23 protein-coding genes are annotated in these 25,446 nt (G+C 37.8%); 8 read left to right on the top strand and 15 right to left on the bottom strand.

Features of this window, described 5'->3' with window-relative positions; all coding sequences use genetic code 11:
* Window positions 1-69 precede the first annotated feature (69 nt).
* The 15 genes from P8O16_RS01890 to P8O16_RS01960 all read right to left on the bottom strand — a co-directional run bounded on the left by P8O16_RS01890 (window position 70) and on the right by P8O16_RS01960 (window position 18,540).
* Window positions 70-1,224 (bottom strand): hypothetical protein, encoded by a 1,155-nt coding sequence (locus tag P8O16_RS01890; RefSeq protein ID WP_300310288.1) that lies wholly within the window; start codon window positions 1,222-1,224, stop codon window positions 70-72.
* Window positions 1,225-1,455: 231 nt separating this feature from the next.
* Window positions 1,456-3,066, bottom strand: coding sequence for a type I restriction-modification system subunit M (locus P8O16_RS01895; RefSeq protein WP_300310290.1), 1,611 nt, complete (start codon window positions 3,064-3,066; stop codon window positions 1,456-1,458).
* 6 nt (window positions 3,067-3,072) lie between these two features.
* On the bottom strand, window positions 3,073-4,302 hold the full coding sequence (locus tag P8O16_RS01900; protein WP_300310292.1) for a restriction endonuclease subunit S: 1,230 nt from the start codon (window positions 4,300-4,302) through the stop codon (window positions 3,073-3,075).
* On the bottom strand, window positions 4,295-7,261 hold the full coding sequence (locus tag P8O16_RS01905) for a type I restriction endonuclease subunit R (protein ID WP_300310294.1): 2,967 nt from the start codon (window positions 7,259-7,261) through the stop codon (window positions 4,295-4,297). The genes P8O16_RS01900 and P8O16_RS01905 overlap by 8 nt, the downstream gene beginning before the upstream one ends.
* Before the next feature lie 397 nt (window positions 7,262-7,658).
* Window positions 7,659-8,264: a recombinase family protein gene (locus tag P8O16_RS01910; RefSeq protein WP_300310296.1), complete on the bottom strand. Its 606-nt coding sequence runs from the start codon at window positions 8,262-8,264 to the stop codon at window positions 7,659-7,661.
* Between the two features lie 415 nt (window positions 8,265-8,679).
* Window positions 8,680-10,473, bottom strand: a complete 1,794-nt coding sequence (locus P8O16_RS01915) for a DEAD/DEAH box helicase (protein WP_300310298.1) — start codon at window positions 10,471-10,473, stop codon at window positions 8,680-8,682.
* Window positions 10,474-10,824: 351 nt separating this feature from the next.
* Window positions 10,825-11,616, bottom strand: coding sequence for a queuosine precursor transporter (locus tag P8O16_RS01920; protein WP_300310300.1), 792 nt, complete (start codon window positions 11,614-11,616; stop codon window positions 10,825-10,827).
* The gene (locus tag P8O16_RS01925) at window positions 11,613-12,530 is read right to left on the bottom strand and encodes a ribonuclease Z (RefSeq protein WP_300310302.1); all 918 of its coding nucleotides are present in this window, start codon (window positions 12,528-12,530) and stop codon (window positions 11,613-11,615) included. The genes P8O16_RS01920 and P8O16_RS01925 overlap by 4 nt, the downstream gene beginning before the upstream one ends.
* Window positions 12,527-12,907 carry an STAS domain-containing protein gene (locus P8O16_RS01930; RefSeq protein WP_075350692.1) on the bottom strand — a complete coding sequence of 127 codons (381 nt, stop codon included), beginning with the start codon at window positions 12,905-12,907 and terminating at the stop codon, window positions 12,527-12,529. Before P8O16_RS01930 ends, P8O16_RS01925 begins: the two co-directional genes overlap by 4 nt.
* A 15-nt stretch (window positions 12,908-12,922) precedes the next feature.
* The gene (locus P8O16_RS01935) at window positions 12,923-13,861 is read right to left on the bottom strand and encodes a phosphoribosylaminoimidazolesuccinocarboxamide synthase (RefSeq protein ID WP_300310306.1); all 939 of its coding nucleotides are present in this window, start codon (window positions 13,859-13,861) and stop codon (window positions 12,923-12,925) included.
* 62 nt (window positions 13,862-13,923) lie between these two features.
* Complete coding sequence (locus P8O16_RS01940) at window positions 13,924-15,006, bottom strand: toxin-antitoxin system YwqK family antitoxin (RefSeq protein WP_300310308.1); 1,083 nt, start codon at window positions 15,004-15,006, stop codon at window positions 13,924-13,926.
* A gap of 53 nt (window positions 15,007-15,059) precedes the next feature.
* Window positions 15,060-16,238 (bottom strand): acetyl-CoA C-acyltransferase, encoded by a 1,179-nt coding sequence (locus tag P8O16_RS01945; RefSeq protein WP_300310332.1) that lies wholly within the window; start codon window positions 16,236-16,238, stop codon window positions 15,060-15,062.
* Between the two features lie 81 nt (window positions 16,239-16,319).
* On the bottom strand, window positions 16,320-16,940 hold the full coding sequence (locus P8O16_RS01950; RefSeq protein ID WP_300310310.1) for a hypothetical protein: 621 nt from the start codon (window positions 16,938-16,940) through the stop codon (window positions 16,320-16,322).
* Window positions 16,930-17,574: a hypothetical protein gene (locus P8O16_RS01955; RefSeq protein ID WP_300310312.1), complete on the bottom strand. Its 645-nt coding sequence runs from the start codon at window positions 17,572-17,574 to the stop codon at window positions 16,930-16,932. The genes P8O16_RS01950 and P8O16_RS01955 overlap by 11 nt, the downstream gene beginning before the upstream one ends.
* Window positions 17,575-18,540, bottom strand: a complete 966-nt coding sequence (locus P8O16_RS01960; RefSeq protein WP_300310314.1) for a VWA domain-containing protein — start codon at window positions 18,538-18,540, stop codon at window positions 17,575-17,577. It abuts the gene before it with no gap.
* Between the two features lie 158 nt (window positions 18,541-18,698).
* Here P8O16_RS01960 and P8O16_RS01965 point away from each other — a divergent pair, with 158 nt between their 5' ends.
* From P8O16_RS01965 to P8O16_RS02000, 8 genes are all read left to right on the top strand, one after another.
* Window positions 18,699-21,086, top strand: coding sequence for a TonB-dependent receptor (locus tag P8O16_RS01965; protein WP_300310316.1), 2,388 nt, complete (start codon window positions 18,699-18,701; stop codon window positions 21,084-21,086).
* 1 nt (window position 21,087) lies between these two features.
* On the top strand, window positions 21,088-21,915 hold the full coding sequence (locus tag P8O16_RS01970; protein WP_300310318.1) for a DUF4249 family protein: 828 nt from the start codon (window positions 21,088-21,090) through the stop codon (window positions 21,913-21,915).
* A gap of 40 nt (window positions 21,916-21,955) precedes the next feature.
* A complete protein-coding gene (locus P8O16_RS01975) occupies window positions 21,956-22,291 on the top strand; it encodes a helix-turn-helix transcriptional regulator (RefSeq protein WP_300310320.1) in 336 nt (111 codons plus the stop codon).
* A 20-nt stretch (window positions 22,292-22,311) separates the two neighbouring features.
* Window positions 22,312-22,785: a DUF6428 family protein gene (locus P8O16_RS01980; RefSeq protein WP_300310322.1), complete on the top strand. Its 474-nt coding sequence runs from the start codon at window positions 22,312-22,314 to the stop codon at window positions 22,783-22,785.
* Window positions 22,786-22,798: 13 nt separating this feature from the next.
* Complete coding sequence (locus P8O16_RS01985) at window positions 22,799-23,410, top strand: protein-tyrosine-phosphatase (protein ID WP_300310324.1); 612 nt, start codon at window positions 22,799-22,801, stop codon at window positions 23,408-23,410.
* Window positions 23,411-23,492: 82 nt separating this feature from the next.
* Complete coding sequence (locus P8O16_RS01990; RefSeq protein ID WP_300310326.1) at window positions 23,493-23,867, top strand: BlaI/MecI/CopY family transcriptional regulator; 375 nt, start codon at window positions 23,493-23,495, stop codon at window positions 23,865-23,867.
* Window positions 23,864-24,385 carry a hypothetical protein gene (locus P8O16_RS01995; RefSeq protein WP_300310328.1) on the top strand — a complete coding sequence of 174 codons (522 nt, stop codon included), beginning with the start codon at window positions 23,864-23,866 and terminating at the stop codon, window positions 24,383-24,385. Before P8O16_RS01990 ends, P8O16_RS01995 begins: the two co-directional genes overlap by 4 nt.
* A 9-nt stretch (window positions 24,386-24,394) precedes the next feature.
* The gene (locus P8O16_RS02000) at window positions 24,395-25,234 is read left to right on the top strand and encodes a M56 family metallopeptidase (protein ID WP_300310330.1); all 840 of its coding nucleotides are present in this window, start codon (window positions 24,395-24,397) and stop codon (window positions 25,232-25,234) included.
* Window positions 25,235-25,446: the final 212 nt, after the last annotated feature.

The raw sequence follows: 25,446 nt of genomic DNA on the forward strand, positions 1-25,446 counted from the left end.
ATTACCTGGACGAGTTTTGTTACAAGCTCAACAGAAGATACTTCGGTCAAAAACTCTTTGACAGACTCATCATTGCTTCGATTTAATCATACTGGCAAGATTGCGGATATACATAAAAAGTAAATTTTCGGATTCAATAGCTGAACAAATGTTGGTAAAGGCAACTTCCTTACCTTCATTGTTGAGATAATTTTTTATTGCAGCCCCTACCATAGCCCTTCTTTCTTTAACCAATTGATTGTTTGACTTGGTTTTTAAAATGATAGGTTCGGTAATTGAATATCGCTTTTCGAGTGTTTCTAAATCATCACATACATTCCCGAGATCCAACGAATCCACTAAGCATATCTTTTTAAAGACTCGATTCCCATTCACCCATTCAGCTTCTCTTTTATCATTGAAAGTCAATCTAGGCTTAGCGGTCTTCAAATAAATATATTTCAGATAGTCTTCTTTCTCAAGGTATTCAAATTGAATTTTATGCTCCTTTATGGCCTCAGAATTCAATGAAACCTCTAGTCTGAAAATTTCCCTACCGTCTGGAAAAATGATCTTAAAATACGATTTCTGGTAATCCTTGGAACATTTAGATTTATTGTAGCATCTCATGAAAATCTTAGACGTTGGATGTCCAATGCAGGTAGTTTCTTTAAATTTCGTGTGGTGGTAAATTTTAGTATTTCCCAAAGTCAAGAAATATCTAGCATCTTCAGCCGTTCTACCTCCTAGTTTTTCAGCACTTTTCTTAATCCGATCAGAATTTTTAATTGATCTGAAATACTGATTATCAGAACAAAGGTCAGCTATTACAAATAAATCATATCCCCAATCTCCTGTCGTATCACAGGCAATTTCCAATCTGGTGATTTGATGGAAGTGATAGTTAAACTCAAATAATCGATCTACTATACTCTTGATATCCTGTAGGTTATAGTGATTTTCATAAAAAATACTCTTATGGTATTTGAAATAGAAGAACTCAGAATTGGCGTTGGTTATGAATAAAGTTCCAATATCTTTCTCATTATACTCTAATTTAATTGTGAAGGACTTATTGATTTCATTTTCTGTATCAGATTCATTCTGATATCCTTTAATATCTTCTCCAAAATCATAGGTTTTATCTGATTTAAGGAATGTCTGGATATATTTTTTATCAAAATGAGTGCCGTCATTAATTTGATAGCATAGGATCAACTTATCTATGGTGATTACAGCATTCATATCTATATTTTTTAATTAAATCGTATTAAACTCCCTTAGATTAACTAAGGATTCGATACTACGAATGCAAAAGTATCAGCTAAAAATCGATGCTGCAACGTAATATTAAAAAATATTATTAATTTCTTATTTAATTTAAATAAGATAAATAGGATGACATATAAGTTAATTTAAATAAATCTCAAAATACTGAATATTAATATTTTAAACAATGTTGGTTTTCTAAACCCCTCAAATCAAATCCAATCCCAATTCTTTCAAATACTCATTGTGCTTATCAGTACTGGTTTGGAGAGTTTGGTTGATGGATGCCAGTCTGGTGTTTACATCCTTCAGGTCGATTTGTATTTCATCTGCTGATGTACTGACATACCGTGAGATGTTTAGGTTGTAGCCATTCTTTTCGATTTCTTCCATCGAAACTTTTCGTGAATACTTTTCCTTTTCCGTTCTGAACTGATACGTGCTGATAATTTCATCCAAGTGTTCCTGACTTAGGGTATTTTGCCGTTTCCCTTTTTCAAACTGCTCACTGGCATTGATAAACAATACATCGTCTTGCTTCTTACATTTCTTCAAAACCAAGATACACACTGGGATGCCCGTACTATAAAACAGATTGGAAGGCAAGCCAATCACCGTATCAATGTGATTATCTTTCAAAAGCTTGGTACGGATTCTTTTTTCTGCTCCTCCACGAAATAATACACCATGTGGTAAGATGATCGCCATGGTTCCTTCTTTGGCTAAAAAATGAAATCCATGTAGTAGAAATGCAAAGTCTGCTGCTGATTTGGGTGCCAATCCATGACTCTTAAACCTGAAATCTTCTGCCATGGTATCATTGGGTTCCCATGATAAACTAAAAGGTGGGTTAAGGACAATTGCATCAAATTCTATTTTTTTTGATGGATTCATCTCATTGAATAGATGCCACTGGTTCAGCAAAGTATCCCCGTGAAATATTTCAAATTCGGTATCCTTCATGCCATGCAATAGCATGTTCATTCGGGCAAGGTTGTAGGTGGTAATGTTCTTTTCTTGTCCGTAAATTTTACCTACATATCCTCCGTTTTCTTTTGCACGGGTTCTAAGGTTCAGCAACAACGAACCAGAACCACAGGTGACATCCAATATTTTTTCCAACCGTTTTCTAAAACCAGCTGAAGGGTCTTGACTATCCAACAAAACTATTTTTGAAAGAATGGTTGACATCTGTTGAGGCGTATAAAACTCCCCAGCTTTTTTACCAGAACCAGCTGCAAACTGCCCAATCAAATACTCATACGCATCCCCCAACGTATCGGAGTCAGCTGAAAAATCTGCTATACCTTCTGAGATTTTCTGAATAATCGTACAAAGTTGTTTATTCCGTTCGGTATTGGTTTTTCCCAGCTTCTCGGAGTTCAGATTGATTTCTGAAAAGAGTCCTTGAAAGGCACTTTCAAACGATTCGTTTTCTATATATCTAAATCCCGCTTCTAGTGTCACCAACAAATCCTGATCTTGGGTTCGGGCCATTTCGCTGATTGTACTCCATAGAAACTTGGGCTGAATGACATAATGCACCTTTCTCCGCATTTGCTTTTCAAACTCCACTATTTCTTCACTATTCAACCCATACCAAACCGATAGTGGAGTTCTCTTATCCGTTTCAGCCAACTGAGGATAGTCTTTACCCAACTCTTTTTTGGTGGCTTCTTCATAGTTATATGACAAATAGCGAAGAAATAGAAACGAAAGCATATAATCACGGAAGTCATCCGCATTCATCGCTCCTCTTAGGTCATCTGCTATATTCCACAGGGTTTTACCCAGCTGTAGTTGTTCTTTTTGTGTCATTTTTTTTTAATCTTGGATTTTTGGAAATACCCCCTGCATCAAGCCTTTTTTGTGCAAGTTCAATTGCTTTATCTTTTCCGCTTGTGCCGTAATAAGTGCATCTAAGGACGAAAGACAAGAGGCAATTATTTGCTGTTCTGAAGTTGTTGGGGGAATTAAAATCAAAATGTTTTCAATTTGCTGAAAAGATAAGTTTGGGGGTTCGTTACCAGCAATGTTATTATTGATACTATTTACCATTTCAGCTGTTTGTAAAAGGTAATACACGAAGCTTGTGTTATTATCCGATACAATTTTACCAACTCTTTGATTTAATAATGCATTATGAAAGGTTTCATCAACTTCAGCAATTTTAAGTTGTCCATTCAAGATGGGTCTTGTTAAAGCAAGAACAAAATCGCCTTTTTTGACTAAAAATTTATCAAATTGCTCTTGAAAACTTTTAGGTAAAAATGATTGAGTATCATTTTTCATTTCCTGAATACCTACGTCAGCAATCTTTAACCATCTTGTGCCATTTGTTGCATTATCATCACTAGAAAATGCAAAACCTTGAAAAATTGAAAACACCTCCCCCAACTTCTTCTCCAACCACTCCCCATCATTCTCAAATTCCTTGAACCGAACCTTAGGCACAGTTTCTCCCTCTTGCGGAAAAAGGTTTTGCATCAAGCCTTTTTTGTGGTCTTTGAGTAGCTCCAACTTCTGGCTGTGGGCGGTGATTAGTTCATCTAAAGAAGAAAGACAGGATGCGATTTTTTGTTGTTCTTGGGTTTTATTTGGAATTTCTATTGGAAAATCTTGAAGTATTGGTAATCGTAAAGAAAGTACCGTTGACCGAACTGCTTTTTGTGATAACAAATCGCTTCTATGAAGCATTGAATAATAAACGAATAGTCCACTACAGTTAAAATCTTTTAAAGCATATGCCCTTTGATGTAAATTAAACCTGCCTTTGTAGTATTTTGGAATAAACCTCATTCCTTCACCTGGAATTATTACGGCTTCACAATCAAAAATAAATTCGTTAGATGCTTTAATTACCTCCGAACGGTCAAATAGTGGGTATTTACCTTCCTCAATGTGGTCTTGTGCATTTGCTTTGCCATTAGTGACATCACAAACATCACTAAGGGATTTATGTTCCCATCTACTTTCATTTCGAAATTCAGGAAAACGCAATTCAGGTATCAACCTTTCGACTTTGCTCAGGGCAGGTTTATTTTCCTTATTCATAAGCTGCTAATCCTGATATTTCACGCCCTTGGGCTAGTTTATTTAATTGGGGTACCAAGTCTGCCATCAATGCCAGTTCCTTTACCCTGCGTTCCTTCCAGCTTAGTTCTAAGGGTGCTAACAAGTCAGTGAGTTTCTCCCCATCAAATATCATCCGACTCAAAATCTGTTCTACAAAGTTTTTCAAGTCAGCCGTTTGCAAATCGTGTTGCTGGGCAATAGCGGTTAGGGCTTTGTTGTTTTTCTCAATCACAAAAGTTTCATATCCCTTGCGCAAAGCTTCCACACTTTTACCGCTGTTCCAGTCAAGCCCGTTGATATAGTCTGTCAGATCCTCTTGTTCTTCCATCATATTGGAATTGGAAGTCAACAAGCCAATGACCTGTTCCTTGGTCATTTTCTGCTTGGCAGGTTTCTGTTGGGTGCTTTCTGCAATCAGATCCATGATGTAATCGTAATCTATCACCGCTGAAGCAAAGAGTACAAACTCAAAATCCAACTGGTCAATTTCAGGTGAAACTTTCCCATCACCCTTTTGCTGGATTTCTCTCAGTTGCTTGGCTGTTTCGATGTAAGAACTTCTGAATTCCTGAAGCTTCTCTTTTGGCAGTATAGACTCAATTACGGAAGCTTGCTCCTCGTCAATATCGGTATATTGATCCAGTTGAGTTTTTAATCGTTTCACTTCTTTGAAGTTTTTGACAAAAGCCACTTTTGCTGCATCACCTCTCAGATTATATACTTCCTGTGGTTCATTGACCAGATTATGATCTTCCATGAATACGCCCAATGCCTCCACTGCTTTTTGGTAGTACTCTATAACCTTCGGTGCAGGATCAACCATCCAGATTTCTTTTGCCTTACCACTGTCTTCCCCTGAGAACAATGCGATGGCTTGATTTACTGCTTCCTGCTGGGATCTAAAGTCAAGAACATTCCCATAAGGCTTGGTGTCATTTAGGACTCTGTTGGTACGGGAAAACGCCTGTATTAAGCCATGGTATTTCAGGTTCTTATCTACGTACAAGGTGTTCAGATATTTCGAGTCAAATCCAGTCAATAGCATATCCACTACAATGGTGATATCTATCTTTTTTTTGTGTGGATAGTCTTTATTGCTGTACTTCTGATTTTTGATCCGACTTTGAACATCTTGATAATACAGGTCAAAATTATTGATGTCGTGATTGGTATCGAATTGGGAATTATAATCAGATATAATTTCCTTCAATGCTGCTTTTTTCTCTTCTGGATTTTGTTTATTATCTTCTTTTTCCTGTTCTAAATCCTCTTGGATTTGGATAATATCTTTGTTTCCTTCAGCTGGGGGAGAAAATACACAGGCAATGTTCAAAGGCATATAATCAGGATTTTCAGCTTGTTTCTGTTGCTGGATTTTTTTGAACAACCTGTAAAACTCAATGGCATTATTGATGGATGCTGTTGCCATGACGGCATTGAATCTCCGTGAATTGGTGGCAGCATTATGTTTGTTTAGGATGGCTTCCACCACTGCCTGTTGTGCGATTGCTTCTCCTGGCTTTGACTGTTGAGAACCTTTGCTTTTGAAGTAGTCTATATGGAATTTGAGTACATTTCTATCATCGATCGCATGGGTAATCGTGTAGGCATGCAATTGCTTTTCAAAAATGCTCTCCGTGGTTTTATAGGTTTCGTATTGATCTTCACGGATTTTTTTTGTGGAATTCTCATCAAAAATAGGTGTACCTGTAAATCCAAATAGTTGGGCTTTAGGAAAAAATTCTTTGATGGCCTTATGATTCTCGCCAAACTGAGATCTATGACATTCATCAAAAATAAATACCACCCTCTTTTTACTAAGAGGTTCCAATCGTTCTTTATAATTTCTCTTGTTGGTACCATCCAAAGCCAAGCCCAATTTTTGAATGGTGGTAACAATGACCTTATCGGCATAATCGGGGGAAAGTAATCGTTTGACCAGCGTTTCGGTATTGGTATTTTCCTCCACACTACCTTCCTGAAATTTATTAAACTCTTCACGGGTTTGCCTATCTAAGTCTTTCCTATCAACTACAAATAAGCATTTTTCAATGTCTGGATTGTTTTTCAATAAGGTGGAAGCCTTGAATGAAGTAAGCGTTTTACCACTTCCTGTAGTATGCCAGATATACCCATTGCCTCTATTTTGCTGAATGCAGTCCACTATGGCTTTGACGGCATAGACCTGATAGGGTCGCATGATCAAAAGTTTCTGCTCACTTTCTACCAGCACCATGTATTTGCTGATCATCTCAGCGAGTGTACACTTGGATAGAAATTTTTCGGTAAATATTTCAAGGTGGGTAATCTTCTTATTGCCTTCATCTGCCAACTGATAAATAGGCAAAAACTGTTCATCGGCATTGAAAGCAAAGTGTTGGTTATTGTTATTGGAAAAGTAGTAGGTGTTTGACCTGTTGCTGACAATGAACAACTGCATGAAGCAAAGCAGGCTGTGAGTATAACCGTTACCAGCTTCATTTTTATACAGTACAATCTGCTCCATTGCTTTACGGGCTGTAATGCCAATATTTTTCAATTCTACCTGCACCACAGGAAGTCCATTGATCAATAAAATAATGTCATAGCGTTGATGACTGTTTTCGGTATTGATCCGCAACTGACTGATCAGTTCAAAATCATTTTTGCACCAATTCTTGTTATTGACCAAAGTGTAATGAAGGGAAGTACCGTCTTCACGTTGGAAGAATTGCTGTTCTCTTAATTTTTTGGAAGCTTTGAATACATCAGGTTCGATGATTTCTTCACGTAAACGCAAAAATTCACTATCGGTCAAATGAACACGATTCAGCTTCTCAAACTTGGTTTTGAAATTCTGTTCAAGCGACTTCCTATCGACAATATCAGGTCGATGGGTATATTTCAGACCTATTAGCTGCTCGATTAGATTTGCTTCTATCTGATATTCTTTGGTCATTTAGGTGTATTCGATTTCTGGAAAAGTGGAAGATTGGAATTAGATGAAAGTTGGCACTAGCAATCACTAAATTTTAAATCTGATTTAATGATGAATTAAGATTGTAAAGTCGAAAATAGAAAAAATAGTCAGTTTTTCCGCCTAAGATTATAGATATAGCTTGAAATAGGTTCAAAAACCTCAAGATAATTTTTCTTATTCAGGCTATTAAAGATAAAGTTAGCTTCAATTGGTAAAAAATGGTCCATAAGCGGATAAACCCAGTTTTCATTATCACTACAAAAAATTTCAAAAAAATATTTTTTATGTCTCCATTGAAAAAGTAGCCCCCACATCCTCCCAGAAAATCCCCCCTTATGCCTCCACGGGGGAAGGATACCTAGGGGGAAGGAGGGGTTTATTGGGATTCGAATACTTTTTTCACTTTCATAACTGTCGAAAGTGAACAGTCACAATTTTCGGCTATCTCTCGAATAGTTAGGCCATTTCTTAAATCTCGAATAATTCTTTGACTTTTTGGTTTTGTCAAGAATTTACCCACTGATTCTTTAGTATTTACCGACCTGCCTTGATACTTTCCTTCAATCTTTGCTTTTGCAATGCCTTCCTTTTGACGCTCTTTGATCATTTTCTTTTCAAAATCACTCATGATAGATAGTATGGATAGCATTAGTTCTGAAAAAATATTGACCGTACCGTCTTCATTTAAATTCTGAAAGTTGGGATTCCTGCATACTATTCTGATATTTTTTTGTGTCAATTCTCGCCACACCTCTAACACCGATATAGTATCTCTTCCTAGTCGATCAATGGAGTGAATGGTAAGTTCTTTCAATTGACCTTCATCAATTAGTTTTTTGACCTGTTTACCTTTTGGCCGTTTAAACAATGGGATCAATCCGCTACACTTGTCGGAAAATACATAATCGAATCCAGCCAATTCATTCAGTTGCCTAGAATCGTTTTGATCTAGAGTGGAAACTCTGGAGTAGAAAACCTTCATTTTTGTTACTATTTATGGATAATAAAATTATACCCTAAATATATAACATAAAGGTCTTATTATGAAACATTATGGTTGATTTCTATTCTGAAAAATGATACCCTCTAGGATATACCCTAAAAATATTAACAGAACAATGGGATTGAAATAAACGAAATGAGAAGTTGAATTAACTTTTTATCAATGAAAACAAGGATGAGGTGAAGCTGCTGAAACAAGGTTTAAATTTTCATCGCTGGGCTATTAAAAATAGAATGTATGTTACTTCTTAAAAAATAGATTTTCCTATATGTATGTTACACATCGTGTTACACTATGTTTTTTTCGATACTTAAAATGCTGATTTTTAACTGATTTCAAAAAAAAACGCATTTCGTAAAGAAATGCGCTTTTATAAGTATTCAAGTTGGAAATATTATCCTTTGGAGATTTCCATGTTTACACTTTTACCTTTGATGGTATTGTTTTTCATTCCTTTGATTACCTGCTCTGCATCTTTTGTAGGAACATCTACAAAAGAGAAGTTATCATAGATGTCAATTCCACCAATATTTTTTCCTGAGATACCTGTTTCACCAGCAATGGCTCCAACGATGTCGTTTGGACGTATTCTATCTTTTTTACCAAGGTTTAAGAATAGACGAGTCATGTTTGCTTCTCGAACTCGCTCAGGTCTGCTTCCTCCATCTCTACTTCCACCATCTCTACCAGCAAATTCTCTTCTTGGTCCTCTATCACCTCTTTCAGGACGTTCGCCTCTTTCGCCACGAGGAGAGAATCGCTCATTGCGATCAAATCTTCCACCACGCTCACGATCTCTACCGCCATCTCTGCTTTCACGTCCACCTTCTCTTCTTTGATCCCCGCCGAATGAATCAATACTAAAGTTTTGTTCACTCAATTCTTTCACAGTGTCGCCCATCACTAATTTGATTAGGCCTATTGCTACTTGATCCAGTGTCATGCCTTCAGCAAGCATTTGTCCAATAGAAGCCTCGAAGATTTGATTGTCATCAGACTTCGCTACTTGAGCAGCTACATCTTTTACTAGTTGCGCTTTTTTCAATTCGATTAAGTCAGCAACAGATGGAGGAGACATTTTGTTGATTGTCGCCTTAGTGAAACGCTCCAAATCACGAACTTTCATTGCGTCTCTTCTTCCTGATACAAAGTTGATTGCAGTTCCTGATTTACCAGCACGTCCTGTTCTACCGATTCGGTGTACATAATACTCCTCATCTAAAGGTAGATCGTAGTTGAATACTGCTTCCACATTATCTACATCGATACCTCTTGCTGCTACATCAGTCGCAACTAAAACAGTACAAAGTCCTTTTCTGAACTTGCCCATTACTTTATCACGCTGTGCTTGAGAAAGATCACCATGTAGTGCTTCAGCAAGAATTCCTTTAGAACCCAAAGTTTCAGTCACTTCATCTGTCATACGTTTTGTATTACAGAATACCACGCTTAATGCGTAATTATTAACAGTCATCAAACGAGCCATCAAATCCATTTTTAATGAATTCTTAACCTCGTAATAAACCTGCTCGATCAAATCAACAGTCAATTCTTTTTTAGCAACCTTGATGATCTCGGGATTTTTTTGATACTTCCGAGTCAAATCCATGATTGGTTTTGCCATCGTAGCAGAGAAAAAGACAGTTTGTCTTTCTGCTGGCATTTCCTGAAGAATAGCCTCGATATCATCTCTAAAGCCCATGTCAAGCATCTCATCTGCCTCATCAAGGACAATAATACCTGCGCCATCCAACTTAAGGGTGCCGCGGTTGATATGATCCTGTACACGACCCGGAGTACCGACTACAATCTGAACACCTCTACGAAGTACTCTTATTTGCCTGTCGATAGATTCTCCACCATAGATTGCTACAGAGTTGATTCTTCGGTGAAATTTAGCAAGCTTTTGAATCTCACCTTCAACCTGAACTGCAAGTTCACGAGTAGGGCAGAGAATAATTGCCTGTGGCTGATTCATATCCGGATCGACTAGGTCGATAATTGGGATTGCAAATGCAGCAGTTTTACCTGTACCAGTTTGAGCCTGTCCAATGACATCTCTTCCTTGAAGAAGGAAAGGTATAGCTTGAGTTTGAATTTCGGAAGGTTGGGTATAGCCCATTTCCTCCACAGACTTAAGAATTTCGTCAGAAATCCCCAAGTCAGAGAACTTGATTGTGTTTTCCATGATGTTTCCTTACTTTTCTTGCCATGTACTCCTAGTGATTATCCCAGACAAGCGACAGTAAGGATTTCACGGCACAGAAAAATGTTCTACGTCTTATTGACGGTGCAAAAGTAGAATAATATATTTTGAAAACCAAATGTGATTCTAAAGTTTTTAGAATAATCTTAATTAAAACCGTGATTTGAGCAAAATAAATTTTGTTTGGATTGAATGATAGGTCGCTTTAAAGACACTTTAATGGGTTGAATTCAAGGCTATTTCTAAAACAATTATTAGAACTTGTATAGTGAAAACCATACTTTTTGATTCTTAGAAATAATCTTGAAAATCAGAAAACAATTATTGTTTATTTTAAATAAACGCTTTGTCCTCACTGGCTTCTTCCATCATTTTTGAGGCAAGATCTTTGCCCAGATATCTATCAATGATATTATGCCCGACGTAAAGTAAGGGTGTCAGTGCTATTGCAACAGTGAACTTGTAGATGTAATTAATAATGCCTACAGCTAATACTTGGCTCAATTCCCAATTTCCAAAAACATAAAATGCAATTCCCAATACCACAAAAGAATCTATGAATTGAGAAACAAAGGTTGATCCTGTCGCCCTTAGCCAGATCATTTTCTCTCCTGTGATTGCTCTTAACTTTTGAAAGACATACACATCAATCAATTGACCGAGTAGGAATGCAGTCAAAGAGCCAAGGATAATTCCCAATCCTTGTCTGAAAATAGTGTTGAAAGCATAGCTAATGTTAAAGCTTTCTCCATCTGGAGTAGTTGCGTTTACGTCAAGCCAGAAATCTGCTGGTACCAGAACCGTTACTACACTAATCACTATAAAAACATAAGCAATCAGACCTGCTGTAATAAAACTGATTTTTCGAACTCCCTTTTTACCAAAATATTCATTGATGATATCAGTAGTAATAAAGACGACAGGCCAGATTACAGCTCCTGCAGTCAGATTAAAATCAAGAATATATTCCCCAAAGAAATTCCAATTCACAGGAGTGAATCCCAAGGTTTTTTCGGCCGAAAAAATTTTAACTCCAATTACTTCTGCAAGGATCGCATTAGTAAGAAAGATGCTTCCAAGAATAATAAAAAGATTTGTTTTTCGGGAGTGCTTGGCTTCGTTCATAGTGTATAGCTTTGTCCTTCTTCACTTAAGATAGAATCTGGAAATACAGATTGAGCTTCGATTAGCATTTCTTCCAAATCTGCGTAGCGAGAAGAGAAATGTCCAAGTAAAAGCTTTTTGGCATTAGAAGATTTAGCAATTTCTGCAGCTTGTTTGGCGGTGCTATGAAAAGTAATAGTAGCTCTTTCTTTGTCTTGCTCCATAAAAGTAGATTCGTGATAAAGCAAGTCTACATTTGCGATGTATTTTTTTAACTCTGGATCAAAAATCGTATCTGAACAAAATGCGTAAGATCTAAGTGGGGGAAGTGGGTAGGTAAATTCTTTCACCTTAAATATTTCGCCTTCTTGAGAATAGTAATCAATGCCCGATCTCAGGGATTTAATGGCTTCAATACTTAGTTCTTTTTCTTCGAGCTTTTGTTTGATTAGACTCCGAAGACCATAATTTTCTCGAATCAAAAAACCAGTCGTTGGAATTCTGTGCTTGAGCGGGAAACTGTAAACTTGAAAAAGTTTTTCATCAAGCAATAGATTCATAGAATCATTATTGGTTTGAATAAAAGTGATTGGGTAGCTTAGTTTTGTATCACTCCATCTGAAATGTGTGGTGATGATTTCATCCAATCCTTTAGGTCCAAATATTGTAAGCGGACTTTGCCTTTTTGTAAGGTGGTAGCTTGATAATAAGCCGACTAATCCCAAGTAATGATCTCCATGCAAATGGCTAATAAAGATATGGTTGATTCGGGATATTTTTATTTTATACTTTCTTGCTTGAATCTGCATCCCTTCCCCACAATCCAACAATAAACAATGCTGCCCAAATCGGATGATTTGGGCAGTATGATTTCTTCCGTGTACTGGAATAGAAGAAGTATTACCTAGTATTGTGACGTCAAAATCTGGTATCAACCTTCTTCCTCCTCTTCTTCTCCATTTTCAATTTCATGCATGAAGATCGCTTCTCCCGCTTCTTCCAAATTTGTTACCAAATTCAGTTTTTTGTCAAGCATAGAAATTTTAAGAAGCTTCATTACATGATCCTGTATTCCGGAAATCAGGAAAATTCCGCCATTTTTTCCAAATTCACGATCTCCAACAAGGAGCGCACTGAGCCCCGAAGAATCCACATATTTTACCTGGCTCATATCCAAAACCAAATTGGTGAAACCTTCAGCATGGATTGTTAATAATTCGGATTTTAGGACTGGAGCAAGAAGTGAGTCAAGTTTTTCCTCCATAGGAGTGAAGATGACGTACTGTTCTTTCTTATCAATTGTATATTTCATAGTCGGTAGAGTTACTTATTTAAGGTGATTAAGGATTGCTTTTTCTATTCGTTTTTCAATGATTGAGGTATCAGCTTTCTGAAATACTTCTCCGGTGATTTTTTCGAAAAGCTCAATATAGCGATCAGAGATGCTTTCTACAATTTCATGAGTCATTTCTGGGACAGATTGCCCATCCTTTCCCTGAAATCCATTTGAAATCAACCATTGTCTTACAAACTCTTTTGAAAGCTGCTTTTGAGGAAGATTGTTTTTTTGATTTTCTTCATATCCTTCGGCATAAAAATAACGTGAAGAATCAGGGGTATGAATTTCATCAATTAATAGAATTTGATCTCCAAATTTCCCGAATTCATATTTCGTATCAACCATGATCAAGCCCATTTCAGAAGCCATTTCCTGCCCTCGCTTGAACAATGCTCTGGTATATTTTTCCAAAACGGCATAATCCTCTGGGCTTACTATCCCTTTGGAAAGTATTGCTTCTTTTGAGATATCTTCGTCGTGTCCTTGGTCGGCTTTGGTAGTAGGAGTGATGATAGGCTCAGGGAAAGCGTCGTTTTCCTTCATTCCTTCAGGCATCGCTACTCCGCAAAGAATTCTTTTACCAGCTTTGTACTCTCTTGCTGCATGCCCTGCGAGGTAACCTCGAATTACCATCTCCACTTTGAAAGGCTCGCATCGCTTACCGATTGTTACATTTGGATCTGGTGTCGAGGTGACCCAGTTTGGAACAATATTGGAGGTTGCTTTTAGGAATTTAGCTGCAATCTGATTGAGAACTTGCCCTTTGTAAGGGATTGGCTTTGGTAATACCACATCAAAAGCCGAAATACGGTCTGATGCAACTACGATCAGTTCATTTTCAAAAATATAGACATCTCTTACTTTTCCTTTGTAGAATCCCTTTTGACCAGGAAGTTTGAAGTTTGTCTCTTTGATTGCGTTTGTCATTCATTCATTGTTTTGACAAAAATATAAAAGCCGTGACTTTATTCTTTTTGAAATCTAATTATTTATTGAATTTTCCCCTCGAAATAATTTTCTGTCCTGATTAGAGTTCCTTTTTCATCAAAGTAACTTCGGGTACCATGAAGTTTGTCATTTTTGAAATTCCGGATTTCCTGTAAGCTTCCGTCTTCCCGATAAACCTTCACTTCGCCATTAGCCAATCCATTTCTATAATTGACTTGCAAGATTATTTGTCCATTGGGGAAATAAGTTGACTCTTTCTCTAGTAATTCGGTCCCTGACAAAAACTCCCTTTCCAAGGAAATTTTCCCATTCGGATGGTAAATCCTTAAAGGTGTTGTAGGAATTCCTTTTTTAAAAGCGATCTGAGACCTGATGCTTCCGTCTTCGTAATATTCTAAAAATTCACCTTCAGGTAATCCTTTTTTGTATTTCCCTCTTCGTTCAGGTTTTCCACTCGGAAAATTTAACTCATAGATTCCATTGAGTTGGCCATCAGAAAACTCTCTTATCGATTGAATAATACCCTCTGGATAAATTGTTTTTTCGATCCCATTTAATTTTCCGTCGGAATAATTTGCTTCCAAAAGGAGTTGTCCATTTTCGTCATATTCCAAATAGATACCTTCATAGCTACCGTTTAAAAAGTTCTTTTTTGATTCCAGCTTTCCAGACTCGAAATAGCTAAAGCTTTCACCGTTTGGCTTATTGTTTATAAAAAACGTTTTGTCCTTAAGATTTCCTGAAGGATAATAGGAATTGACTTCTCCGTTGATCTGATTATTTTGGTAAATAGACTCTTGTTCGATTTTGCCGTTTGAGAAGTAGCTGATTACTTTTCCATTTCGCTTGTCAGCCACGTAAGGGGTAATTCTTATGGTGTCACCAGTCTTTGGACTAAGGTCTACAAATAGACCCTCTTTTTGATTGTTCTTCAAAAATCCAGTTTGTATCAAATTCCCTTCAGGATCAAAAAGTCGCACTTCTCCTTCTGCTTTTCCATTTATTCTGAAATAAATTTCTTTTAAAATGGTCTCTTTTTCATCGTAAAAAGTACGAATTGTATCCTGCCCAAAGGATAATTGGGTGCAGAAACAAATAAAGAAGAGAATAGAAATTAATCTCATTGGAATAAAAAAACCGCAAAGCGGTCAGCTTTGCGGTTTTGATGGGTTAAACCTTACATTTTTTCAATTACCATTGCTGAAGCTCCTCCGCCTCCATTACATATTCCAGCCACACCTATTTGTCCCGATTTTTGGTGTAAAACAGAATTTAATGTAGTGATGATTCTTGCTCCGGAAGCACCAAGTGGATGACCCAAAGAGACAGCTCCACCAAAAACATTGATCTTATCATTGTCAAGGTTGAGTTCCTTCTGATTAGCTAGTGCAACTGCCGCAAAAGCCTCATTGATTTCATAGAAATCAATGTCTTCAGCTGTTAGCCCTGCATGCTTGATAGCTTTTGGAATAGCCAAAGCTGGTGCAGTTGTAAACCAAAGTGGATCTGTCGCAGCATCAGCAAAACCTCTGATTTTTGCCAGCGGCTTCAATCCAAGTTCTTCGGCTTTTTCTTTACTTACCAAAACCAAAGCTGAAGCACCATCATTCATTGTAGATGCATTCGCAGCTGTAACTGTTCCTTCTTTATCAAAAACTGGTCGGAGGGAAGGTATTTTATCAAACATAACGTTCTTGTATTCCTCATCCTCATCGATCAGAATCGTTTCTCCTTTTCGACCTTTCATCTCAACAGGAATTACTTCATCTTTAAAGTATCCTTTTGCCCAAGCATCTGCTGATCTCTGGTAAGACTGAATAGCATAAGTGTCTTGGGCTTCGCGAGAGATATTCATCTCTTTTGCAGTATTATCTGCACAATTTCCCATTGGGAATTTATAATACACCTCGAAAAGTCCGTCTTTTACTAATCCGTCTACAAACTCTGCATTTCCATATTTATAGCCAAAACGGGCTTTTGGGACATAGAATGGAACGTTTGACATACTTTCCATTCCACCTGCTACGACGACATCATTTATCCCGAGCATGATGGATTGAGCACCAAACATTACTGCCTTCATTCCAGAAGCACAGACTTTATTAATAGTTGTACACGGAACCTCGTATCCGATACCAGCTCCAATTGCAGCTTGTCTCGCTGGTGCTTGACCAAGATTTGCAGAGATTACATTCCCCATAAATACTTCTTGGACCTCTTTAGAATCCACTCCAGCTTTGGACAATGCGCCTTTGATGGCAGTGCTGCCTAGCTCGATAGCAGTAAGTCCTGAAAGCTTGCCGCCAAAACTTCCAAGAGGAGTTCTGACTGCAGAAACGATATATACTTCTTTGATCATTATTATTTGGGTTTAAATTAAAAGTCGAAAGACCAAAAGTTCTTTCATCGGTCTTCTAGCTTGATACTTTATTTTATTTTACCAGTCAGGAATTCCTCTTTTAGGTCTTTCAGTTGGTTTTTTCTTGTTTTGTTGGATGTATCTCAATTCAGCAGCATTCATACTTTCAAGTATTTGGGCCGCTTGTTCAGGAGTAAGATTCATCGCTTTGAGCTTTTCTTTAAACTCCTCCATTGCTTTCTGGCGATCTTCTAATTTGGCATCCATTTGATCGTTTGCATTTTCACTTGCAGGATCTTGACTTTGGTCGGTCGGATCACCCTTTTGAGATTCTTTAGCTTTGTCTTCTTCTGTTTTTTCGCCCTGATCTTTTGATTCCTGTTGCTCGCCTTTCTCGTTTTGATTTTGTTCTTTTTGCTGCTCCTGCTGTTCCTGATTTTGCTGTTCCTGATCCTTCTGCTCTTGCTCTTGCTTGTCTTTCTCCTGCTCTTGCTCTAATTTTTCTTTTAAAGCCTGAAGTTTCGAATCACCTGGAAATTTGGATAAGCCCTCATTAACCGTTGTAAGTGCTTGATCTTTTTCAGTTTTGACATAGGATCTTGCTGCACGGTTGAAATAATCACCGGAGCTCTGTGAAAAACCTGGAGTGACACCGACTACGAAAAATAGAATTGCTATATAGATAAGTTTATTTTTCATCGATTTCTGTGATTTCTTCTAGACTCTTTATAAACTCCTGATAAGCCGCAACAGTTTCATCTTGCGCTAAAGCCTCTTGCATGACAGTTAGTGCATCTTTAAACCTAAACTGCTCAACCAATCGATCAGCTTCCGCCTTTTTGCGCTTCGCAAAATCCGAAGGTTCTGGTTTATTCTGATCCTGTTCTTTTCGCTCCTTATCTCGCTGCATCCATCGAGCGAGTAATTCATAATTATGACGTGCTACTTCATTTAAGGGGTCTTGGATCAAAGCCGATTTGAATTTGCTAAGTGCTACTTCATATTCTTCTTTACTCCCTTGAATTACACCACTTTGATTGAAGGCAAAAGATGCTAAGATTTTATCTTTACTAATGCTGGCTTTATCATAAAAACCTAGGGCTTCATCTGGTTTTTCGGCGTATTGATGACTCAGTCCCAAATCAAAATCCAATTCAGTTCCTACGTATCCAAAGCCCTCCATCAATGCCAGATGATCAGTAATGGATTGCTCGTATTCAGTTTTGGCATAACTTTCAGCGGCTAAGTCAATAGCTGCATTCATCCTAGAAACCCTTGTCCAGGATGCGGGGAGAAAAAGTAGAATTCCTAAAAAGATCTTGCCCAAGCTCATCTAAAGTTTGATTGTTTTGATAGGTAAAATCATATCCAAAAGGGAAAGAATCAGGCCCGCAAGCAGAAAGTAAAAATACTTGTTAGCCGAGGCTTCTACAACTCGCGAACCAGTTACGCCGCCTTCAAGACGTTCCAATGCTCCGATTAAATTTCCCGCTTCTTGAACCTGATCGGAAATCTCAAAGTATTGACCGTTGGTCTCTGCGGCTATTTGCTGAAGTGGACCGGGATCTAAAACGGTCTGTGCTGGCCGACCTGTTTGAGGATCAATCACTAATCCGTTTCCTCTAGGAATACTACTCCCTGATTCTGTGCCAATTCCGAGGGAAAAGACTTTTACTCCCAGATCATTTAAACTTGCTCCGATATTGTCTAGTTCATCGCCGAAATTCTCACCATCTGAAATCAAAATAATAGATTTTGATTTTATCTCTTGGCTTTCATCACTTTCAAATCGCTCCAATGCAAGCCTTAATGGGGCATTCAGATCAGTACCAAAATTTGGGACCAAACCTGTATTCAAACCATCAATATACAGCTGCAATACGCTCTGGTCAAAAGTCAGTGGGCATTGAAGAAAGGCTTCTGAGCTGAAAATAATTAATCCAATTCGATCTGATGGGAAGTTTTTCGTAAGGTTTTTAAGTTCAAATTTAATCCTTTGAAGTCGACTTGGACCTATATCGGAAGCATTCATGGATTGTGAGAGATCCACTGCTATGAAAATATCTTTCCCTTCTTCTTGAATTTCCTTCATTGCCGTTCCTATGGAAGGACCTGCGAATGCAATCAGGAAAAGTATGAAATAGCAAGTCCGAATCACTATTTTGGTAAATAGCCTTCTCTTCTCCACTCTCAAGCGTCGATTGATCGCCCAATAGCGAGCTAAATAAATAAAATACAGCAGGCAGAACAATCCTGCGAGCAATAGGGTCAGTTTAACGTCCGGGTAAGCCCAAATCATGGCCTGAAATTATAAAATAAAGATTACTTTGAAAGGTTATTTCTGATAAGAGAAAGCCTCAAAAGTGAATGTTTTTAAAAAATTAACAAACATTAATCCTTCTGAATCGTCTAGCTTTGGGGTTTTCAATCAAAAAATTAATCAAAGGTTCAATTTACATGAGGAGCATATTCGCTGGAGTATTCCTTTTTATTTTCCCATTATTTACACTGATGGCTCAGGAAGCCACTTTTTTAAAAGGTCAAATAGTGGATGCTACAAATTCTTCCCCGCTTCCCGGGGCCAGTATTTATTGGGAAGATGATATTTCAACAGGAGTCGTATCTGACTTGGATGGTTTTTTTGAAATTAAAATCGGGAGTTTTCCCAGAAGGCTTTTGATTTCGTTTATCGGTTATGAAAAATCTGTTCGTGTAATCAACCAAAAAGACATTGAAAAAGGACTGAAATTTTTTCTAAATCCTGAAGAGATGTCGCTCGAGGAGATAATCATTCAGGAGCGGAGGCCAGATGAGCAAGTTCGAAATCTTGAGACCGGCAAAGCCACCATGCCTATCGCTACAATTAAAAATATTCCTGCCCTTTTTGGGGAAGTGGATCTACTTCGGAGTCTTCAGTTATTACCAGGCGTGCAGACAGCGGGAGAGGGGACTGGAGGGTTATTTGTAAGGGGAGGATCAGCAGACCAAAATTTGGTTCAAATCGATGGAGCTCCCGTTTATAATGCTTCTCATTTTTTCGGATTTTTTTCTGTCTTCAATCCAGATGCTTTAGAGAAGGTCGATCTATACAAAGGCAATATGCCAGCTTCTTTTGGTGGTAGGTTGTCTTCTTTGATTGATGTATCTCTTCGAGAAGGAAATAACAAACAATTGAGCGGTGAGGGTGGAATTGGAACGATTTCCTCAAGATTTACTTTAGATGGGCCCTTGTTTTCGGAAAAATCCACATTTGCTATATCCGCTAGAAGAACTTATGCAGATGTGTTTTTAGCACTTTCATCGAATCCTGATGTTCGAGAAAATCGCCTCAATTTTCATGACCTCAGCGCTAAGTTTGCTTTTCTTTTAGGAGACAAGGATAAACTGACTTTCTCCACCTATCAGGGAAGTGATTTTTTAGGACTTGAGCGATCATTTGGTTTAGGATGGAGCAATTTTGTTAACTCCATGAAGTGGAACCATACCATTTCGAAAGATGCTTATTTTGATCTGGATTCGTATCATTCGATTTATAACTACAAGATCGAATTTGATGATCCTGAGAATGGCTTTGAGTGGAAAAATAAACTTTCTGAAACAGGACTAAAAGCCCAATGGACTTGGCTGCGGGGAGAAAACTTACAGACTTACTGGGGGGTACATTCTCAGTTTTATCATTTTGCACCAATAGCCCTGATTCCTGCTCCGGATAGTAATATCCAGCAGTTGGATACTAATCCCAAGAATGGAGTTTTGAATAATGTTTTCGCAGGAATGACTTATGAAATCGCTCCAAAGCTCAGTACTGAAGCAGGTCTGCGATGGGGGATTTTCAATCAAATCGGAAAAGGAGTGGATTACACGTATGAAGGTGGAGTGCCGGGCCCAGAAATTGACATTATAGATACAACAAGCTATTCTACATTCGAAAACATCAAATTCTATCAGGGTCTTGAGCCTAGGATTGCCTTCAGGTATTTGATCAATGAAAAGTTTTCGATCAAAACTGCCTATAATCGAAATTTTCAATACGTTCAAATTGCTTCTAACTCATCTGCTGGATTGCCGATCGACCGGTGGATTCTTGCAGGGACCTATGTGCCACCAATCAGATCTGATCAAGTTTCAATAGGCCTTTTTCATAATTTCGATGATAATAAATGGGAGTTTTCTGTTGAGACTTATTACAAAGACTTTCAAAATATCATAGATCTGAGAAATGGTGCGAGTGTCTTATTCACTGATAACGTCGAGACGGAATTACTTACCGGACGGGGTTGGGCTTATGGAGCTGAGTTTTTGCTTCGAAAAAATCAGGGTAAAACAACAGGTTGGCTTGCATATACTTATTCTCGGACCTGGCGAGAAATCGAGGGAATCTCCAGAGGTCAAAAGTATAATCCAAGATATGATCGCCCGAATGACATCACTTTGGTTTTGAACCATGAGTTTTCTCCAGCATGGTCAGCGGGATTAACTTTTGTTTATACTACAGGTCAGGCGGTATCCTTCCCCATCGGCCAGTACCAATCTGATAGGCAAAATGTTCCTTTGTATAGTGATTTTAGGAACGAGGATCGGTTTCCAAATTACCATCGAATGGATGCGTCGATTACTTGGAAAAACCCAAACAAGGGACGCAAATGGAGAGGTAGTTGGAATGCCAGTATTTATAATCTCTATGGAAGGAAAAATCCATTTGCTTATAGTTTTGAAGATGTGGTCAATAACGATATCAACTACGATTCTGAGACAGATGGTCCTGTCACTTCTGTCAGACCTGGAATTATCATGACTTACTTGTTTACTTTCTTGCCATCGATTACCTATAATTTTGAGTTTTAAGATGAAAAATATCTGGATAATTGGTTTTCTGTTTTTTATAGTTTCCTGTCAAATAGAGGTAGATCTACCCTTGGGAGAGATAGAAGGGGATATTCCTGTGATTGAAGCTATTTGGACTGATAATTCGATTTTCAATGAAGTGAAAATCTCATTAGCCAAGAACTATTTGGATACTGCTGAATTTACTCCGGTCACGAATGCAGAAGTGGTGATTAGAAAGCAGGGTACTGAGACGACTTTCCCTTTTTTCTATAATAGAGACACTCGGTCTTATAAGCCAGTAAATGGAAGTTTGGTAGCCAATGTCGGAGAGACTTATGAACTTTTAATCGATTGGAATGAAAACAGCTTTTATGCTCAGGGCCTAATGTTGGAAGCGCCATCTCTAGACAGTCTAACTTATCAATTTGAGGAGGAGAGACCCTTTCGGGATGAGGGTTACTATATAAAAGCTTATGGGAAAATTCCATTTGAGGAGAATAACTATTACCGAATCCAAATCATCGAAAACGACACTTTAAAAAATGATCCAGAGGATTATTTCTTATTTGATGATACGTTCGGTTTTACATTTTTTGAGAATGGCTTGGAGTTGGGATATGCTTTTGAGCCTGATGATCGTGTTCGGTTGATTCTTTATCGGATGACAGTTGAGCCGTATAATTACCTTAATCAATTATTAGGTTTACTATTTACAGATGGAGGATTATTTAGCCCGCCACCTCAAAATCCAGATTCGAATATTGAAGTAATCAGAGGTGATACCGAAGTCTTCGGTTACTTCTTAGTGTCGCCGATCCTGACGGAATTTGTGGTAATCAAAGAATAAATTTTTTACTATTCATATTAATCGTAATATTACGATCGATATGGGGGTTACAAAAAACAATCTATTTTCTAAGGAGCAAATTGAACTGGCTGATTTTGCCAAAGCTTTGGCGCATCCTGCCCGTATAGCAATTCTACAGTACTTAATTGACGCCAATAAATGTGTCAATGGTACGCTGGTGCAAGAAATCGGGCTTGCTCAAGCAACTATTTCACAGCATTTAAAAGCACTTAAAGAAATCGGACTAGTTCAAGGTACAATTGAAGGTGTCTCAGTTTCTTATTGCATCAACCCTGAAAAATTTGAAGAATTAAAGCATCATCTAAATTCCTTTTTCTCTGATTTTGAAAATAGCAAGTTGAGATGTTGTGACTGAAAATCATAAATCTGAAAAATATGACTTTATCTGAAATTAAAGAATATCTTAAACAGCTCGAGGAGCTTCAATTTCTTCTTCCAAACGGCGATTCGGTTCCCGCACATTTTCATGTGACGGAAATTGGAAAAATCAATAAGCAGTTTATCGATTGTGGTGGAACTGTGAGAGAGGAGCATAAAATAAACTTTCAACTTTGGGAAGATGGGGATTTTGATCATCGACTTGGGGCTAAAAAACTGTTGAGCATTATTGATCTATCAGAAAGAGTGCTTGAACTATCCGACTCAGAAATTGAAGTGGAATACCAAGGCGACACGATCTCAAAATACGGTTTGAAGTTTGACGGAAAAGCATTTCTTCTCACTAGAATGCAGACCGATTGTCTCGCTAAGGATAACTGCGGAATACCTTCTGAAAAACCAAAAATCAGACTTTCTTCAACTGGTTTTTCAGATAAAAGTGCTTGTTCCCCACAATCAGGATGCTGTTAATTTTTTCAAAGCAGTGAATAAAGTTCTTCTCAATACTATTTTCACTTTTTCAAAATCCTTTATTCCTGAGGATAGAAAAACTTTGCTTGATGGATTAGCGATTTATTTAGTAGATAAACTGAAAGAGGGAGGGGAAGCTAAGTTGAATTTCATCTGTACTCATAATAGCAGGAGAAGTCAACTATCTCAGGTTTGGGGACAGGCTTTAGCTGATTATTTCAAACTGCCGATTAAGAGTTACTCAGGAGGAGTAGAGGTGACAGCTTTCAATCCTCGTGCTGTTGCAACGTTGCAAGAAGATGGGTTTGAAGTGAAGGAAAATGGACTAGGCAATAATCCTCAATACACTTTTATTTTTGGTGAAAACCAATTGGTTACTTTTTCCAAATTGTATGATGATCCGGTGAATCCTGAATCTGACTTTGTTGCTATAATGACTTGTGATCACGCAGATGAGAACTGTCCCTTTATTCCGGGTGCAGTTATCAGGTTTCCGCTTCGATTTGAAGATCCAAAAGCATTTGATAATACTCCCCTTGAATCGGAAAAGTATTTGGAAAGATCAAGACAAATAGGAGCTGAACTTTTTTATGTTTTTTCTTCTGTAGCTAAGAATTTCCAGTGATTTACTGAAGTGAATATTTTTTTTTCGTAGATATACGAAATAATCGTAGGAAAAATAAATCAAACTTTCTACATTAGTTCCTATGAAAGAACTAACACAAAACGAAGAGCGCGTTATGCGCATTATTTGGAGCAAAGGCGAGGCTTTAGTTAGAGATATCTTGGAAGCCCTACCTGAACCCCAGCCTCCCTACACTACCTTGGCCTCTACGGTGAAGTCTTTAGAGAAGAAAGGCTTTGTTAAGTACAGGGCTTACGGTTCCACTTACCTTTATTCACCCAAAATAACTCAGGAAGACTATAGTCGAAAGAGTGTCAACAGTTTGGTGAAGAATTATTTTGAAGGCTCAGTGGGTAATTTTCTATCCTTTATGGTAAAAGAAAATAAAATCTCTGATAAGGAGATTGAGGATATGCAAAAGTTGATTGATGACATGGACAAGCCGGAAGAGAAATGAACTCACTCGTCGTTTATCTGATCGAAGCCAGTATTTGTTTGGCGGTTTGTCTTTTGTTTTACAAGTATGTATTGAGCGAATTGACGTTTTTCAAGATCAATCGGGCAGTTCTATTGGTGATGCTTTTGATCTCAGGGGTTTTTCCTTTGCTTTCATTTGAGTTGATCAAAGTCAATGCTGCAGACTTACAAGAGATTGCCTTGCCTGAGTTTATTGTTGGGCAAAATATAGAAAACACTCAAAAAACGATTTCTATTATCGAGATTATCAATTCGGTGTATCTAATAGGAGCGCTGGTCACCTTTATTCATTTGTTGCTGGGATATTTTGTTTCACAACGATTACTTGGCAAAGCTCAGTTGATCAAATATCAAAACCACTGGATTGCTATTCATCCAAAATTCATTCCTGCATCCTTTTTTGAATATATTCTTCTTCCTGATTTTAATCCGGATAAACCAGAGCAGCGACAGATTATTCTTCATGAATCCATGCATGTACAGTTAAAGCATAGTTGAGATTTACTTTTGATTCAATTTGCCAAAATTATTTTCTGGTTTAACCCGCTGATTTATCAATTCGAAAAGTCACTTCGGGAAATCCATGAGTTCCAGGCAGACCAAGGTGTCACCAGCACTTTTTCCAGAAAGGAATATTCCGGCCTTTTGCTTCAGATGATCAGTAGAGGACAAGGCTGGCAGTTCATGAATAACTTCAACCAATTTCAAACTAAAAAACGCATTATCATGATGAGCAAACCAAAATCTGAAAATCGGGAGAAAAGAAAATTCCTTTTCGCTTTGCCTATAGTAGCATTATTATTCTTTGTGTTCTCCTGTGAAATCACTCCAGAACCTGAAATCGAAGGTCCAACTCAAATGGGTGAAAAGGGTACTCAAATAGGACCGTCAAGTATCACTGCAAGAATAAAAAGTGTAGGAAAAGATGGTAAAGAGATTTTTGATGTAGTGGAAACCCAGCCAAATCCTCCCGGAGGGATGGCAGGATGGAATCAATATCTTGCTACCAATCTCCAATATCCGGCAGAAGCAAGAAGCATGGGGATAGAGGGAACAGTGATCGTAGTATTTGTAGTTAATGCTGATGGATCTATTTCAGATGTGGAAATCCTTCGTGGTATTGGAGGAGGAGCGGATGAGGAGGCTATCCGTGTAATTGAAAATGCACCAAACTGGGAGCCAGGAAAGCAAAGAGATAGAGTTATCAATACTCGAATGAGGCTTCCGATTCGATTCAAACTTGGTGGAGATGATAAGCCAGTTTCTATGAAAAAGGAAAATGTATATAATTCAGAAGTTTATGATTTGAATGAATTAGTCGTGGTGGCGTATTCGTCAGGAGATTAAATAATAGAAGCTTTTTGGAAAAAATAGTTTTAAATCAGGTATAACTTAAGTTTCAAAAAGGTAAACAGTTTTTCTGTTTGCCTTTTTTATAATCTTATAGAGGTGTCCTTTTAATTGCATATATTTATAGCTTTTCAAACGCTCAAAATGGATATATTTAAAGGTCAAGGAGTCATAGAGTTCAGTAAAAGCTTCCAAACTGAACTTGACTG

The organism is Algoriphagus sp., assembly GCF_029254265.1.
Classification (GTDB): Bacteria; Bacteroidota; Bacteroidia; order Cytophagales; family Cyclobacteriaceae; genus Algoriphagus.

Excerpts from the sequence above, each read along its gene's own strand:
- P8O16_RS01915 (WP_300310298.1), bottom strand. The coding sequence starts at position 10,473 with ATGGAAAACACAATCAAGTTCTCTGACTTGGGGATTTCTGACGAAATT.
- P8O16_RS01975 (WP_300310320.1), top strand. The coding sequence starts at position 21,956 with ATGGGGGTTACAAAAAACAATCTATTTTCTAAGGAGCAAATTGAACTG.
- P8O16_RS01980 (WP_300310322.1), top strand. The coding sequence starts at position 22,312 with ATGACTTTATCTGAAATTAAAGAATATCTTAAACAGCTCGAGGAGCTT.
- P8O16_RS01990 (WP_300310326.1), top strand. The coding sequence starts at position 23,493 with ATGAAAGAACTAACACAAAACGAAGAGCGCGTTATGCGCATTATTTGG.
- P8O16_RS01905 (WP_300310294.1), bottom strand. The coding sequence starts at position 7,261 with ATGACCAAAGAATATCAGATAGAAGCAAATCTAATCGAGCAGCTAATA.
- P8O16_RS01930 (WP_075350692.1), bottom strand. The coding sequence starts at position 12,907 with ATGAAATATACAATTGATAAGAAAGAACAGTACGTCATCTTCACTCCT.
- P8O16_RS01900 (WP_300310292.1), bottom strand. The coding sequence starts at position 4,302 with ATGAATAAGGAAAATAAACCTGCCCTGAGCAAAGTCGAAAGGTTGATA.
- P8O16_RS01890 (WP_300310288.1), bottom strand. The coding sequence starts at position 1,224 with ATGAATGCTGTAATCACCATAGATAAGTTGATCCTATGCTATCAAATT.
- P8O16_RS01935 (WP_300310306.1), bottom strand. The coding sequence starts at position 13,861 with ATGACAAACGCAATCAAAGAGACAAACTTCAAACTTCCTGGTCAAAAG.
- P8O16_RS01940 (WP_300310308.1), bottom strand. The coding sequence starts at position 15,006 with ATGAGATTAATTTCTATTCTCTTCTTTATTTGTTTCTGCACCCAATTA.
- P8O16_RS01955 (WP_300310312.1), bottom strand. The coding sequence starts at position 17,574 with ATGAGCTTGGGCAAGATCTTTTTAGGAATTCTACTTTTTCTCCCCGCA.
- P8O16_RS01965 (WP_300310316.1), top strand. The coding sequence starts at position 18,699 with ATGAGGAGCATATTCGCTGGAGTATTCCTTTTTATTTTCCCATTATTT.
- P8O16_RS01920 (WP_300310300.1), bottom strand. The coding sequence starts at position 11,616 with ATGAACGAAGCCAAGCACTCCCGAAAAACAAATCTTTTTATTATTCTT.
- P8O16_RS01970 (WP_300310318.1), top strand. The coding sequence starts at position 21,088 with ATGAAAAATATCTGGATAATTGGTTTTCTGTTTTTTATAGTTTCCTGT.
- P8O16_RS01960 (WP_300310314.1), bottom strand. The coding sequence starts at position 18,540 with ATGATTTGGGCTTACCCGGACGTTAAACTGACCCTATTGCTCGCAGGA.
- P8O16_RS01895 (WP_300310290.1), bottom strand. The coding sequence starts at position 3,066 with ATGACACAAAAAGAACAACTACAGCTGGGTAAAACCCTGTGGAATATA.
- P8O16_RS01910 (WP_300310296.1), bottom strand. The coding sequence starts at position 8,264 with ATGAAGGTTTTCTACTCCAGAGTTTCCACTCTAGATCAAAACGATTCT.
- P8O16_RS01995 (WP_300310328.1), top strand. The coding sequence starts at position 23,864 with ATGAACTCACTCGTCGTTTATCTGATCGAAGCCAGTATTTGTTTGGCG.
- P8O16_RS01950 (WP_300310310.1), bottom strand. The coding sequence starts at position 16,940 with ATGAAAAATAAACTTATCTATATAGCAATTCTATTTTTCGTAGTCGGT.